Source organism: Streptomyces sp. SID5464, assembly GCF_009862985.1.
Lineage (GTDB): Bacteria > Actinomycetota > Actinomycetes > Streptomycetales > Streptomycetaceae > Streptomyces > Streptomyces chartreusis_D.
This window is the reverse complement of the sequence record NZ_WWIQ01000072.1, coordinates 67,173-79,552: the sequence shown is the minus strand read 5'-3', so window position 1 is coordinate 79,552 and position 12,380 is coordinate 67,173. Positions and strand designations below refer to the sequence as shown.

The following is a 12,380-nucleotide window of genomic DNA, read 5'->3' as shown; positions in this document are numbered from 1 at the left end:
AGGAGGACCGCCGACGATGACGTCCGCACCCGCACGCAGCGCTGGGCAGCGCAAGAAGGACACCCTGCACCGTCTGGAGAACGACGTGGACGCCTGGGTCGCCACGGCCGACAGCGCGTCGGGGACGCCGTACCTCGTCCCGCTGTCGTTCCTCTGGAACGGCTCGTACCTGCTGTTCGCCACGCCCGCGTCGAGCCCCACCGGACGGAATCTGGCCGCGACCGGCAGGGCCCGCGTCGGAATCGGACCGACCCGTGACGTCGTCATGGTCGAGGGCACCGTCGAGACCGTCCAGCCCGGCGAGCTGACCGAGCAGGACGCCGAACTCTTCGCCGCCAAGACCGGGTTCGACCCCCGCCGCCTGGCCACGCCGTACCTCTACTTCCGCGTCGTGCCGCAGCGCGTACAGGCCTGGCGGGAGGCCGATGAACTGGACGGCCGCGAACTCATGCGCGACGGAGAGTGGTTGACGGCCGACTGAATCGGCCGGACCGGGATAACCGCAAGGTACGAGGCCGCGGGGCACGACCGCCCCGCGGCCGGAATCCTGCGGAGGAGACATGGCACTGGTGAAAGCGGGTGTCCTGGTACTCGACTGTGCCGAGCCCGAGAAGCTCGCCGTGTTCTACAAGGAGTTGCTGGAGGGGGAGGAGGCGGTCGCGACCGCCAACCGGGTGGAGATCAAGGGCGCGGACGGCTTCCGCATCGCGCTGCGCCGGGACGTCAACGCGACCCCGCCCAGCTGGCCCCGCCCCGAGAACTCCCTCCAGGCGCACCTGGAGTTCGTGGTGGACGACCTCGACGCGGTGGAACGCCGGGTCATCTCCCTCGGCGGCCGCCCCCTGGAGGCCAAGGAGGCCTCGGGCCCCCTGGAGGAGCGCGGTTACGCCGACCCGGCAGGCCACTCCTTCGTTCTGCGCCGCACCCCACCGACCGCGCCGAAACAGGGCTGACCCGACCGGCTTCAGTCGGCTGCGGGCAGAGCCCGACGGTGAGGATCGGCTCAGCGGGCGAACACGGTGCCGGCCAGGGCCACATGCGGCGCCAGAGGTGCAGGCCGACCGTGACGGCCAGGGCGGTCAGCGGTGCCGCGGCGCACGAATCGGTGACGGGGAGGTCGCGCAGGCAGTAGACGACCAGGATCACCATCACGCCGGCGGGCATCCGGGTGCTGAGGTACCGCGAGGACGACGAACAGGGCCGTCAGGGCGAAGTCCAGTCCGGTGACGCCGTCCGGGACGAGGGAGCCGAGCAGGGCCCCGGCCGTCGCGCTGCCGGCCCAGTACAGGTGCATGAAGAACTGGAGCCACAGGATGCGCTCGCTCGACCAGCTGCGGGACCGCTCGGTGGAGGTCAGGGCGTACGCCTCGTCGGTGAGCGCGAAGGTGCTGTACGTCCTGGCGAGACGCCCCCGCACCCGGTGCAGGGGGAAGGACAGGGCGTAGAAGACGTGCCGCGCCCGCACCAGGAACGCGGCCACGGCGATGGACGCGAGCGGGGCGGCGGCGGTGGCCATGCCGATGAGCAGGAACTCGAAGGAACCGCCGTATCAGCGCGGCGGACAGCCCGGCCCACCCCGGAAGGCGGCCCGCGCCGCACGGCTTGTTCGCATGTCGGCAATTTTAGGTAAGCAGCCGCCTCATATGGTTGCCGATCGTGCTCTGTCTGCGCCGGGCCGCGAACTCGAAGTGCTCATCGACGTCGAGATCCACGCGCAGGACCGGAAGGCCGTCGAGGAGTTCGAGAGCACCGTGGCCTCCTACGAGGAGGTCGTCGAGTTCCGGCGCATGTACGGACGCCTGCGCGTCGCCGTGGCCGACCACGCCGCCTACGAGGCCTTCCTCACCGGCAAGCTCAGCGGTCTGCCCGCCGTTCTGCGCCTGGAGTCGCACCTCACCATGAAGACGATCAAGGTGGACGGCTGAGCACGGTGGCCTGCCTCGCCCGGCCGGAGCCGGGCGAGGCACCGGCGCACGGTCAGTCGCGGCCGCCCTTCTCCCCGGCCGGCCACGTGCCGGTGGAACGCTCGATGGCCTTGGCGCCCGCGCGGTCCACGGCGCTGCGCACCACGGCGAAGATGGCGCCCTGGACCGCGGCGGCCAGCAGGATCTCCCCCCAGCCGCGGTCCTTGTCCAGCGCGTCGGGCGCGTCCTCCTCGTGCCGGATCGCCATCCACGTCTTGCGGAAGGCCAGCCCGGCCAGCCAGCCGCTGGACCAGCCCAGCACGAATCCGAGGGGCTGGTAGGCGATGGGCAGCTTCTTCTTCTTGGCCACGTGAATCTCCTTGGTCGGTGAGGGGTGGATGTCGGTGGTCAGGGGGTGTGGGCTGCCGGGACCCGCTCCTCGGCGCGGACCGGCCCGGGCGGCGTACCGTCACCGAACGGCCGGCCGCCCAGCTCCTCGCGGTGGTGCGGGGTCAGCCAGCCGGACAGGTCCGGGCCCAGCGGCACGACGCGGGTCGGGTTGATGCCCGTGTGCACCTGGTAGTAGTGGCGCTTGATGTGGTCGAAGTCGACGGTGTCGCCGAAGCCGGGCGTCTGGTAGAGGTCCCGGACGTATCCCCACAGCGCCCGGTTCTCCGTCAGCTTCCAGCGGTTGCACTTGAAGTGGCCGTGGTAGACCGCGTCGAACCGGACCAGCGTGGTGAACAGCCGGATGTCCGCCTCGGTGATGGTGTCGCCGACGAGGTACCGCTGCCGCTCCAGCCGGTCCGCGAGCAGCTCCAGCCGCCGGAACACGCCCGTGCAGGCGGTCTCGTACTCCTCCTGCTCGGTGGCGAAACCCGCCCGGTACACGCCGTTGTTGACGTCCTCGTAGACGTCCGCCATCACCTCGTCGATCTCGTCGCGCAGCTCGTGCGGGTACAGGTCGGGCGCGCCCTCCCGGTGCAGGTCCGTCCATTCGGTCGCGAGGTCGAGCGTCAGCTGCTGGTAGTCGTTGGTGACCAGCTCGCCGCTCGGCACGTCCACCACCGCCGGCACGCTGACACCGCCGGGATAGCCGGTCTCCCGCCGGTCGTAGGCCTCGCTGAGGTAGCGGATGCCGAGGACCGGGTCGCGGCCGTCCTCGTCCAGCGTGAAGCGCCAGCTGCGGTCGTCCTGGATCGGGTCGGCGACGGCCAGGGACAGCGCGTCCTCCAGGCCGAGCAGCCGCCGGGAGACCAGCGACCGGCTCGCCCACGGGCAGGCGCGGCTGACGACCAGACGGTAGCGGCCGGCCTCCACCGGCCAGCCGTCCCGGCCGTCGGCGGTGATCCGGTCCGTGAAGTGCGCCTTGGACCGCTTGAACGTCCTCCTTCCGTAGGCGCTGTTGCCGTCGTCGCCGTCGTCGCGGCTCATGGGGATGACCTCCTTCGGCATACGTGTGGCCTGCTTGTCGTGCGTGTGCCCTGGTGAACGCGTTCCCCTTTTTCCGCCGACGGCACGGTGTGAGCACCGCCGACCGGGGCAATCGGCGTGGGTGAGTGCAGAAGGATCTGATCGGAGGACACGCGTCACCGTGCTGGTGGCGCTCGCTGCCAATCTGGTGATCGCGGCCGCCAAGGCGGTCGGCGGCCTGGCCGCGGGATCACCGGCACTGCTGTCGGAGGCGGCCCACTCGGTGGCCGACAGCCTGAACGAGGTTTTCTTACTGGCGGCACTGCGCCGCAGCCGCCGCCCCGCCGACCGGCGTCACCCGTTCGGCTACGGCAAGGAGCGGTTCTTCTGGTCGCTCCTCGCGGCCGTCGGGATCTTCGTCATGGGCGGCTGCTTCTCCTTCTTCCAGGGCTTCGAGGCCCTGGCGAGCGGAGCGGAGGAGGAACTCGGCGGCTATGTGGCCGGCCTGATCGTGCTCGGTATCGCCCTCCTCGCGGAGGGCGCCTCTCTGCTGCGGGCGCTGTACCAGGTGCGCCGGCAGGGCGGCACGGGCGCCGGGATGCGCGACCCCGCCCTGCGCACGGTCGTCGCCGAGGACGGCACGGCGGTGCTCGGCGTCACGCTGGCCATCGCCGGAATGGCGCTGCACATGGTCACGGGCCAGGTGGTGTGGGAGGCGTCCGCGTCGCTGGCGATCGGCGCGCTGCTCGTCTACGTCGCCTACCGGCTGGGCCGGGACGCCCGCGATCAGCTGATCGGCGAGGCCGCGGACCAGGAGGCGAGCGGGCGGATCCGGGAGTTGCTGCGGGCACAGCCCGAGATCGACAGTGTGGAGGCGCTGTTCACCATGAAGACGGGCCTCGACTCCGCTCTCGTGGCCGCCCGCGTCGACCTCGTGCCCGGACTGGACAGCGAGCGCGTCGAGGATGTCGCCGTGCGCATCAAGCGCTCCATCGCCCGGACGGTCCCCGAGGCCGACCAGATCTTCCTCGATGTCACCGACCGTCGCGCGCAGGAGGCAGCGGAAAGCCCCGCCGCGACGGGGGAACGCGGCGGGGCCTGACCCACGCGTGCCCCGTCATCGACGGTTCATGCACCCCCGAAGAAGAACTTTTCCGCCGACCGCCCCGGACAGGGCGGTCGACTTCTCCGGCCCGCTCCGCGCGGTGGACGTGCCGGGCGGACCGGAAGGAACACCTACGGGAGGCGGGGTTCCGGGGCCCCGGACACCGACCCGGCGGGGCGCCGCCCTTGACGCCGCCGGACGGACCACGCCGTGTGCCCCGACGGGCGGGTGGCGTTTCGTGCCCGCCGGTCGGGCGACGATCTGTGTCCCATCGGTCGGGTGACGTTTCGTGCCCGCCGGACGGACGGCCGTCCGTGCCCCAACGGACGGGTGATGACCGCTTCCCCGCGGCCGGAAACAGAGCCCCTGGGCGGCCGACGCCTGCCGGTCACCCCAGGGGCCCGTCCTCATCCTGCTCGGATGTCCGCCCGGGGGCGCCGAAGGCCTGCCGCGTCACCCGCCGTCAGCCGGCTCCAGCACGAAGACGGGGATCTCCCGGTCCGTCTTCTTCTGGTAGTCGGCATACGCCGGATACGCCGCGACGGCGCGTTCCCACCACTCGGCCTTCTCCTGGCCCGTGACCTCACGGGCGATCATGTCCTGCTTCACCGGGCCGTCCTGGAGCTCCACGTGCGGATCGGCCTTGATGTTGAAGTACCAGACCGGGTGCTTGGGTGAGCCGCCGAGAGAGGCGACGGCGGCGTAACGCCCCTCGTGCTCGACCCGCATCACCGGCGTCTTGCGCAGCTTGCCGCTCCGGGCACCCCGTGAGGTCAGGACGACCACCGGCATCTTCGAGCCCTGGAGGGTCGTGCCCTGCGTACCGCCGGAGCTCTCGTACAGCTCCACCTGATTGCGCACCCACTGCGTCGGGCTGGGTTCGTACTCGCCCTGGAGAGGCATGGCATCCGTCCCATCGTCGTGTCGCGGCTGATCGGCACCCGCCTCAACACCGTTACGCCCGCGAATCATCCGCACCCCGACACATCCCGGCCGGCCGCGCGCATCACCCCGGCGCCACCGCCATCCGCACGGCCAGGACCGTCATCACCCCGCTCGCCACCAGCGCCGTCCCCAGCCGGCCCCGGTGGCCGGTCAGCGTCCTCCCCAGCAGGGCTCCGCTCCCGGCGAGCAGCACCTGCCAGCTCGCCGAGGCGGCGAAGGCGGCGAGCACGAAGACGCCCTGCTCCAGGGGGCCGGCCGGCCCCGCGGCCCGGGAGCCGAGCACGAGAGCCGCGAAGTAGATCACGGTCGTGGGGTTGAGGAGGGTGACGCCGAGCAGCCCCAGGTAGGCCCGGGCGGGACCCGGGGGAGCGGAGGCGGTCCGGGTGGCGAGCCGGTGGCCGCGGTACTCGCGCACGGCCGTGACCGCGCCCCACGCCGCCAGCGCGAACAGCACCAGGACACAGACCCACCGCAGCGGCCCGAGCACCGGCCGCAGCGCGCCGGCCAGGGCCGTGCCCCCGAGCGTGGCCGCGAGGGCGTACAGCCCGTCGGCGGTGGCGACGCCGAGCGCGGCGCAGACACCGGTGCGCAGGGACGAGCGGGCGGTGAGGGAGACCAGGTAGGTCCCGACCGCGCCGACGGGGACGGCGATGCCGTACCCGGCGAGCAGCCCCGCGACGAGCGCGGCCGTCATGACCGCGGCGGCGTCGGCCCTCCACGGCGGCCGGACCGCTGCTGTCGGCGCGCGGCAGGAGCGGCGGCGGACAGCGGCAGGACGAGAGCGAACGCAGACATGGCTGGATCCTGGGGCCTGTCCCGCCCCACCGACAACCGGTTTTCGAACCGGCACCGGCGCACCCCGCTTGCGGCCGGGAGGCGGCTCCCGCACCCCGGTCCCGACGCCCGGCGTTCGAACTGGAAGGCGGCGCTCCTCGGCCATGTTGCCGCCACCATCGATCTGGCCGAACTTCATGTCGCCCCATAGGTGCCTGGGGCATCTAATGAAGATCGGCACGACGCACACTTCGTCTGCGAGGTCTTCATGACGGAAACGACCGCACCCGTCGCCTTCCCCCAGAGCCGGACCTGCCCCTACCAGCCGCCCGCCGCCTACGATCCGCTGCGCAGCGAGCGCCCCCTGACCCGCATCACCCTCTTCGACGGCCGTGAGGCGTGGCTGGTCAGCTGGCACGCGACCGCCCGCGCGCTGCTGGCCGACCCGCGCCTGTCCTCGAACCGCAACCGTCCCGGCTTCCCCGCCCCGACCCGGCGATTCGCCGGGATCAAGAACCGCAGAACGGCCCTCCTCGGCGTCGACGACCCCGAGCACCGCACACAGCGGCGGATGGTCGTCGGCGACTTCACCCTCAAACGGGCAGTCGAACTCCGGCCACGGATCCAGCAGATCGTGGACGAACGGCTCGACGCGATGATCGCCCAGGGCCCGCCGGCCGACCTGGTGAGCACTTTCGCGCTGCCCGTGCCGTCCATGGTGATCTGCGCCCTGCTCGGCGTCCCGTACGCCGACCACGACTTCTTCGAGACCCAGTCACGGAGGCTGCTGCGCGGCCCGGAGACCGCCGACGTGGAGGACGCCCGCGACCGGCTGGAGGCGTACTTCGGCGAGCTGATCGACAGCAAGCAGCGGGACCCCGGCACCGGCCTGCTGGACGACCTGGTCCACCGGCAGCTGAGCGAGGGCGCGCTCGACCGCGAGGGCCTGATCGCCCTGGCGCTCATCCTGCTGGTCGCGGGCCACGAGACGACCGCCAACATGATCTCGCTCGGCACCTTCACCCTGCTCCAGCACCCCGAGCGGCTCGCCGAGCTGCGCGCCGACCCGCGGCTGGTGCCGGCCGCGGTCGAGGAGCTGATGCGGATGCTGTCGATCGCGGACGGCCTGCTGCGCATGGCCGTCGAGGACATCGAGGTGGCCGGGACGACGATCCGCAAGGGCGACGGCGTGGTCTTCGCGACCTCCGTCATCAACCGCGACGAGGCGGTCTACCCCGAGCCGGACACGCTCGACTGGAGCCGCCCGGCCCGGCACCACGTCGCGTTCGGCTTCGGCATCCACCAGTGCCTCGGCCAGAACCTCGCCCGCGCCGAACTGGAGATCGCCCTGCGCACCCTCTTCGACCGGCTGCCCACGCTGCGGCTGGCCGCCCCGGCCGAGGAGATCCCCTTCAAACCGGGCGACACGATCCAGGGGATGCTGGAACTCCCCGTGACCTGGTAAGAGGATTCCGGACATGCACATCGACATCGACAAGGACGTCTGCATCGGCGCGGGCCAGTGCGCCCTGACCGCCCCGGACGTGTTCACCCAGGACGACGACGGCTACAGCGCCCTGCTGCCCGGCCACGAGGACGGCGCCGGCAGCCCGCTGGTGCGGGAGGCCGCCCGGGCCTGCCCGGTGAGCGCCATCACCGTGTCGGAGACGGTGAGCTGACACCCGCCGCGACCGCTCAGCAGCCGCTGCGGAGAACGCTCGTTCTCCGCAGCCGATCAGGGAGTTCCATGACCGACCGCCCTCCGCTGCCGCCCTTCACCCGGGACACCGCCGCGCAGAAGGTCCAGGCCGCCGAGGACGCCTGGAACACCCGCGACCCGCACAAGGTCGCCCTCGCCTACTCGGAGGACTCCGTCTGGCGCAACCGCGACACCTTCCTCACCGGACGTGCCGAGATCGCCGAGTTCCTGACCAGGAAGTGGGAACGCGAGCAGGAGTACGCGCTGCGCAAGGACCTATGGGCCTTCGACGGCAACCGCATCGCCGTCCGCTTCCAGTACGAGTGCAGGGACGCCGAAGGCCGGTGGTGGCGCTCCTACGGCAACGAACTGTGGGAGTTCGACGAACACGGCCTGATGACCCGCCGCGAGGCGAGCATCAACGACGTACCGATCGAGGAGCGGGAGCGCCGCATCTTCGGCCCGCGGCAGGAGCAGGAGCGCGGAGCCACGTTCCCCCTCCGGTGAGCCGGGCGCAGTCGCTAGGGTTTCCGGGATGACCGAACAGGCCGCCCGGAAGCCCTTCCTCTACGTCGTCGTCTGCGCCGCCGGCATCGCCGCGGACGTCAGCAAACTGATCACCGCCGCGCAGGAGCGCGACTGGGAGGTCGGTGTCATCGCGACACCCGTCGCCATGAACGGCTTCTTCGACACCGCGGCCGTCGAGGCCCAGACGGGCCGATCGATCCGGTCCGCCTGGCGCACCCCGGGCGAGCCGCGCCCGTTCCCGGCGCCCGACGCCGTGGTCGTCGCGCCCGCCACCTTCAACACCGTCAACAAGTGGGCGGCCGGCGTCGCCGACACCCTCGCCCTGGGCACCCTGTGCGAGGTCGCGGGGCTCGGCGTGCCGGTCGCCGTCCTGCCGTGCGTGGCCGACGCGCTGGCCTCCCACCCCGCCTACCGGGACAGTCTCGAACGGCTGCGGGGGATGGGCGTGCGGTTCGGGCAGCCGTACTCCGGAGAACCGGACGAGGACGGCCGGCGGCCCGAGTTCGGCTGGGAACGGGCGCTGGACCTGGTCGAACGGCGCTGACGCCTTCGAGTGCGCACGAGCACGTACGCTCCCCGTGGAACACCTCCCGAAGGCAGGAGCAGCAACTATGCAGTACGTGAAGCTCGGTTCGACGGGCCTGGACGTCTCGCGGATCTGTCTGGGGTGCATGACCTACGGCCTGCCGGACCGGGGCCGGCACGAGTGGACCCTCGACGAGGAGGCCTCACGCCCGCTGATCCGGCAGGCGGTCGAGGCGGGGATCAACTTCTTCGACACGGCGAACGTCTACTCCGACGGCACCAGCGAGGAGATCGTCGGCCGGGCCCTGCGCGACTTCGCCCGCCGCGACGAGATCGTGCTCGCGACGAAGGTGCACGGCCGGATGCGGCCCGGGCCCAACGGCGGCGGACTGTCCCGCAAGGCGATCATCACCGAACTCGACCAGAGCCTCACCCGCCTCGGCACCGACTACGTCGACCTCTACCAGATCCACCGCTTCGACCCGCACACCCCGGTCGAGGAGACGATGGAGGCCCTGCACGACGTCGTCAAGGCCGGCAAGGTCCGCTACATCGGGGCGAGTTCGATGTACGCCTGGCAGTTCTCCAAGGCCCAGTACACCGCCCGGCTGAACGGCTGGACCCGCTTCGTCTCCATGCAGAACCACTACAACCTCCTCTACCGCGAGGAGGAGCGCGAGATGCTGCCCCTGTGCGCGGACCAGGGCGTCGGCGTACTGCCCTGGAGCCCGCTCGCCCGCGGCCGCCTCACCCGCGACTGGGACATCACGACCGAGCGCAGCGCCACCGACACCTTCGGCAGCACCCTGTACCAGGAGGGCGACCGCACCATCGTCGAGGCGGTCACCCGCATCGCCGGGGAGCGCGGCGTGCCCCGCGCCCAGGTCGCCCTCGCCTGGCTCCTCCACCAGGACACGGTGACGGCCCCGATCGTCGGAGCGTCGAAGCCGCAGCACCTGCAGGACGCGGTGGCAGCCGTGGAACTCCGGCTGGGCGACAAGGAGCTCGAGGAGTTGGAGCAGCCCTACACGCCGCATCCCATCGCCGGTCACTGAAGGCTCCACAGGGGCGCGGGGAACTGCGCGACCAGCCACAGCGGCGCCGCGGACGAACTACCGCCTTTCCCGCGGAGCGCTCAGTGCGGTCCCTGCGGCGCGAACTCCGTCCCGCAGGGCCCCGCCCCCTCGCTCTCCGCGAGCACCACCCGCGCCCCGCTCATCGTCAACGTCCGGTAGAACCGCCCGATCCGCTCCGCCGACCGCCCCACGTAATGCCCGATGAACGACCGCCGGAACCGATCCGCCGCCCGGTTCGGCTGCGACCCGTGCACCAGACTTCCGTTGAAGAACAGAACATCCCCCGGCTCCATGTCCACCGGCACGGCGGCCAGACCGGGCGGCGGGGGAACGTACTCCCGCGCGAAGGACACCCCCTCGTCCGCCTCCTCCGGGCAGAACACGTCCATCCGGTGCGTGCCCGGCACGACCTCCAGCCCACCGTTCTCGCGGTCGATCACGTCGCAGGCCAGCCACGCCGCCACACACGTGCCCGGCTCCACCCGCAGATAGAAGTTGTCCTGGTGCAGCGCCTGTCCCCGGGCGCCCGGCGGCTTGAAGTAGAACATGCTCTGCGCGGCCAGGACCTCCTCCCCGAGGAGCGCCTCCAGAACCGTCCGCAGCCGGGCGTCCAGCAGGACGTCGCGAGCGACGTCGTTGATCTCGTGCGGGTGCATCACCCGCGGCCAGACGTGCAGCGGATCGGCGTCCGGCCCGGACCCGCGCGGCTCGAAGTGCCCGGGAACCGGGCCGGCCGCACGCAGCGCCGCGAACTCGTCGCACAGCCGCTCGGTCTCGTCGGCCCCGAAGAGCCCGCGCACGACCGTGAAACCGTCCTCCTCGAAATCCTCCCGGTATCGCCGGAGCGCGGCAGGGTCCAGGATGGGAGCGCCGGCGGCGCCATTGCCCGTGACTGTCATGAGCGCACTCCTCGGTCAGTGGTCTCCGGCACGACACGCTAGGTCACCGAGTCGCCGAGGGGGATGCCCGTGCGTGCTGACGGATTGCCCGGCACTGCTGAGCACCAGTCCGACGGGGACCCCGCACCGCCGCCCGGCCTGGTCGTGCTCGGCCACTTCGACCAGCCGCCCGGCTACGGCGTCAACCGGCCGCGTGGGTCAGCGAGTTGGCTCTTCACCTGGACCACGGGAGGCCGGGGGCGGCTCTGTCAGGGCGGGGTGGAGACCTCGGCCGGCGCGGGCCACCTGGTGGTGCTCGCCCCGGGTGCCCCGCACCGTTACGCGGTCGAGCCCGGCGCCCGGCACTGGCGGTTCTGGTGGGCGCACTGCCAGGCCCGCCCGTCATGGGCGGAGTGGCTGCGGCCGTTCGACGCCGGTGACGGGGTGTACGTGGTCACGTCCGCGCCGGCCGGAGTACACGGCCGTGTCGAGGCGGCGTTCCGCCGGATGCACGCCGACGCCCGCTGGACCGGTGCCGGGGCTCCACCGCCTGAGGCGGTGGCTTCGTCCGATGGGGTGGCATCGGGCGAGGCGGTGGTTCCGCCTGGGGCGGTGGCTTCGTCCGGCGGGGTGGTCGCGCCTGAGGCGGCGATCTCGTCCGACGAGGTGGCCTGTTCCGACGCGGCGGGTCGTCGGCTCCACGCGGCGGGTCGGCTCCACGCGGCGGCGCCGCCACACGCGGCGGCCCCGGCCCACCTCGCGCCCCCGGACGGGCAGATCGCCGTCGCGCACGGCAGCGCCGCCCGGGAACTGGCCCTGTGCGCACTGGAGGAGATCGTCCTCCTCACCACCGCCGGTGCCCGGCCGACGGCACCCCGCCCCGGCCTCGACGCACGGATCCAACGGGCCCAGGAGCTGATCGACGCCGACCCGGGCGCCCCGCACACCGTCCGCTCGCTGGCCGAGGGCGTCTCCCTGTCGCCGTCCCGCTTCGCCCATCTGTTCAGCCGTCAGCTCGGCAGGTCGCCCATGCGCGCCCTGCGCGAGGCGCGGCTGCGCCACGCCGCCCGGCTGCTGGAGGGCACCGACCTGCCCGTGGAACGCGTCGCCATGGCCTCGGGTTTCGCCAGCCCGTTCCACTTCAACCGTGTCTTCCGCGAGCGCTACGGGACACCTCCCGGGGCGTACCGGAACACCGCTCACGGCGGTGCGCGGGGCTGAGCAGCGATGTGGTCATTGGTTCCGGGAGGAGTCTTCGAAAGGGCCGTGCCGGGAAGGCCTCGGGGTGTGAGCTGCTGTGCAGGCGGCACTTCAATGGTTTTGGGGGCGACGCCCGGAGCCGGGCGAAAACACACCGCAAAAACAGAACGGGCAGTGCGGAAATCCCTTTCGCACCACACATTGACACTTTGTCAAAAGGTCCTGGCCGCGTACGCAATGCACGAAACCGCGAGATCCCTTGTTCCCTGTCGCTGACCTGTGCAAAGGTGTGCCCTGTCGGCGTCCGGACAACATGCCTTTCTTCGCGTGCGC

Annotated in this window: 16 protein-coding genes; 10 read left to right on the top strand and 6 right to left on the bottom strand. The window is 71.8% G+C overall.

Annotated features, from left to right (window positions below; genetic code table 11):
- Nucleotides 1–16 precede the first annotated feature (16 nt).
- A complete protein-coding gene (locus GTY47_RS34155) occupies nt 17–481 on the top strand; it encodes a pyridoxamine 5'-phosphate oxidase family protein (protein ID WP_010040591.1) in 465 nt (154 codons plus the stop codon).
- Between the two features lie 79 nt (nt 482–560).
- Nucleotides 561–953: a VOC family protein gene (locus GTY47_RS34150; RefSeq protein WP_010040589.1), complete on the top strand. Its 393-nt coding sequence runs from the start codon at nt 561–563 to the stop codon at nt 951–953.
- A 50-nt stretch (nt 954–1,003) separates the two neighbouring features.
- On the opposite strand, the gene GTY47_RS34145 is transcribed toward GTY47_RS34150, so the two are convergent.
- The gene (locus tag GTY47_RS34145) at nt 1,004–1,516 is read right to left on the bottom strand and encodes an AzlC family ABC transporter permease (protein WP_010040587.1); all 513 of its coding nucleotides are present in this window, start codon (nt 1,514–1,516) and stop codon (nt 1,004–1,006) included.
- Nucleotides 1,517–1,643: 127 nt separating this feature from the next.
- Here GTY47_RS34145 and GTY47_RS34140 point away from each other — a divergent pair, with 127 nt between their 5' ends.
- Nucleotides 1,644–1,925, top strand: coding sequence for an Lrp/AsnC ligand binding domain-containing protein (locus tag GTY47_RS34140; protein ID WP_010040585.1), 282 nt, complete (start codon nt 1,644–1,646; stop codon nt 1,923–1,925).
- Between the two features lie 52 nt (nt 1,926–1,977).
- Here the strand turns inward: GTY47_RS34140 and GTY47_RS34135 are convergent, their stop codons facing one another.
- Nucleotides 1,978–2,274 (bottom strand): DUF4235 domain-containing protein, encoded by a 297-nt coding sequence (locus GTY47_RS34135; RefSeq protein ID WP_010040583.1) that lies wholly within the window; start codon nt 2,272–2,274, stop codon nt 1,978–1,980.
- A 38-nt stretch (nt 2,275–2,312) separates the two neighbouring features.
- Nucleotides 2,313–3,338, bottom strand: coding sequence for a glutathione S-transferase C-terminal domain-containing protein (locus tag GTY47_RS34130; protein ID WP_029181223.1), 1,026 nt, complete (start codon nt 3,336–3,338; stop codon nt 2,313–2,315).
- Between the two features lie 34 nt (nt 3,339–3,372).
- On the opposite strand from GTY47_RS34130, the gene GTY47_RS34125 reads away from it, so the two are divergent.
- Entirely contained in the window at nt 3,373–4,419 is a 1,047-nt protein-coding gene (locus GTY47_RS34125; RefSeq protein WP_231911262.1) for a cation diffusion facilitator family transporter, read from the top strand.
- Between the two features lie 456 nt (nt 4,420–4,875).
- On the opposite strand, the gene GTY47_RS34120 is transcribed toward GTY47_RS34125, so the two are convergent.
- Nucleotides 4,876–5,325, bottom strand: a complete 450-nt coding sequence (locus GTY47_RS34120) for a nitroreductase family deazaflavin-dependent oxidoreductase (protein WP_010040577.1) — start codon at nt 5,323–5,325, stop codon at nt 4,876–4,878.
- 103 nt (nt 5,326–5,428) lie between these two features.
- The gene (locus GTY47_RS34115) at nt 5,429–6,061 is read right to left on the bottom strand and encodes a LysE family transporter (RefSeq protein WP_010040575.1); all 633 of its coding nucleotides are present in this window, start codon (nt 6,059–6,061) and stop codon (nt 5,429–5,431) included.
- Nucleotides 6,062–6,409: 348 nt separating this feature from the next.
- Between GTY47_RS34115 and GTY47_RS34110 the strand changes: the two genes are divergently transcribed.
- The 5 genes from GTY47_RS34110 to GTY47_RS34090 all read left to right on the top strand — a co-directional run bounded on the left by GTY47_RS34110 (nt 6,410) and on the right by GTY47_RS34090 (nt 9,948).
- Nucleotides 6,410–7,606, top strand: coding sequence for a cytochrome P450 (locus tag GTY47_RS34110; protein WP_010040571.1), 1,197 nt, complete (start codon nt 6,410–6,412; stop codon nt 7,604–7,606).
- Nucleotides 7,607–7,619: 13 nt separating this feature from the next.
- The gene (locus GTY47_RS34105) at nt 7,620–7,820 is read left to right on the top strand and encodes a ferredoxin (RefSeq protein ID WP_010040569.1); all 201 of its coding nucleotides are present in this window, start codon (nt 7,620–7,622) and stop codon (nt 7,818–7,820) included.
- Between the two features lie 68 nt (nt 7,821–7,888).
- On the top strand, nt 7,889–8,347 hold the full coding sequence (locus GTY47_RS34100; RefSeq protein ID WP_010040567.1) for a nuclear transport factor 2 family protein: 459 nt from the start codon (nt 7,889–7,891) through the stop codon (nt 8,345–8,347).
- A 28-nt stretch (nt 8,348–8,375) separates the two neighbouring features.
- Complete coding sequence (locus GTY47_RS34095) at nt 8,376–8,912, top strand: flavoprotein (protein ID WP_010040565.1); 537 nt, start codon at nt 8,376–8,378, stop codon at nt 8,910–8,912.
- Nucleotides 8,913–8,979: 67 nt separating this feature from the next.
- The gene (locus tag GTY47_RS34090) at nt 8,980–9,948 is read left to right on the top strand and encodes an aldo/keto reductase (protein WP_010040564.1); all 969 of its coding nucleotides are present in this window, start codon (nt 8,980–8,982) and stop codon (nt 9,946–9,948) included.
- An 80-nt stretch (nt 9,949–10,028) separates the two neighbouring features.
- On the opposite strand, the gene GTY47_RS34085 is transcribed toward GTY47_RS34090, so the two are convergent.
- Nucleotides 10,029–10,868: a phytanoyl-CoA dioxygenase family protein gene (locus GTY47_RS34085; protein WP_010040562.1), complete on the bottom strand. Its 840-nt coding sequence runs from the start codon at nt 10,866–10,868 to the stop codon at nt 10,029–10,031.
- A 63-nt stretch (nt 10,869–10,931) separates the two neighbouring features.
- Between GTY47_RS34085 and GTY47_RS34080 the strand changes: the two genes are divergently transcribed.
- Nucleotides 10,932–12,068, top strand: a complete 1,137-nt coding sequence (locus GTY47_RS34080) for a helix-turn-helix domain-containing protein (RefSeq protein ID WP_040903304.1) — start codon at nt 10,932–10,934, stop codon at nt 12,066–12,068.
- Nucleotides 12,069–12,380: the final 312 nt, after the last annotated feature.